The sequence below is a fragment of the Streptomyces fulvoviolaceus genome, from assembly GCF_000718165.1.
GTDB lineage: Bacteria > Actinomycetota > Actinomycetes > Streptomycetales > Streptomycetaceae > Streptomyces > Streptomyces fulvoviolaceus.
This window is the reverse complement of the sequence record NZ_JOEY01000153.1, coordinates 1-985: the sequence shown is the minus strand read 5'-3', so window position 1 is coordinate 985 and position 985 is coordinate 1. Positions and strand designations below refer to the sequence as shown.

At 69.1% G+C, this 985-nt stretch carries 1 protein-coding gene and 1 pseudogene; both read left to right on the top strand.

The features are described 5' to 3' along the window. Positions 1-509, top strand: a pseudogene (locus IG08_RS55485) (3-oxoacid CoA-transferase subunit B); the annotation flags it as partial. Beyond that, positions 506-985 (top strand): thiolase family protein (locus IG08_RS0153260; protein ID WP_030622130.1); only part of this gene is annotated, 480 nt, incomplete at its 3' end. The pseudogene IG08_RS55485 and the gene IG08_RS0153260, both read left to right, overlap by 4 nt.

Genomic DNA, 985 nt, shown 5'->3' with positions numbered 1-985 from the left:
CGAGAACGGCATCCTGGGCACCGGCCCCTACCCCACCGAGGACCAGGTCGACCCCGACCTGATCAACGCCGGCAAGGAAACCGTCACCGTCCTGCCGGGCGCCTCCTTCTTCGACTCCTCACTCTCCTTCGGGATGATCCGCGGCGGGCACATCGACGTCGCCGTCCTCGGCGCCATGCAGGTGTTCCGAGAGCGGCGACCTGGCCAACTGGGCCATCCCCGGCAAAATGATCACCGGGATCGGCGGCGCCATGGACCTGGTCCACGGCGCCCGCACCGTCATCGTCGTGATGACCCACACCGCCAAGGACGGCAGCCCGAAGATCCTCTCGGAGTGCGCGCTGCCGCTCACCGGCAAGGCGTGTGTGAACCGTGTCATCACCGATCTCGCCGTGCTCGACGTGACACCGGAGGGACTGGTGCTGACCGAGGTCGCCCCCGGAGTCACCGTCGACGACGTCATCGCCAAGACCGACGCCAAACTGACCGTCGCGGAGGACCTCAAGTGAAGACCGTCTACATCCTCGACGCGGTCCGCACCCCCATCGGCCGCTACAACGGCGCCCTCGCATCCGTGCGCCCCGACGACCTGGGCGCCCACGCCATCCGTGAACTCCTCGCCCGCACACCCGACTTGGACCCGGCCCGGATCGAGGACGTCTACTTCGGCAACGCCAACGGCGCCGGTGAGGAGAACCGCAACGTCGCCCGCATGGCCGCCCTGCTGGCCGGACTGCCCACCTCCGTGCCGGGCGTCACCGTCAACCGGCTGTGCGCCTCCGGCCTCGAAGCCGTCATCCAGGCCGCCCGCGCCATCGCCATCGGCGACGCCTCCATCGCCGTAGCCGGCGGAGTGGAGTCGATGACCCGGGCACCGTATGTGCTGCCCAAGTCCGACAAGCCCTTCCCCGCCGGGCACACCGAGCTGTACTCCACCACCCTGGGCTGGCGCATGGTCAACCCCAAGATGGACCCGCAGTGGACC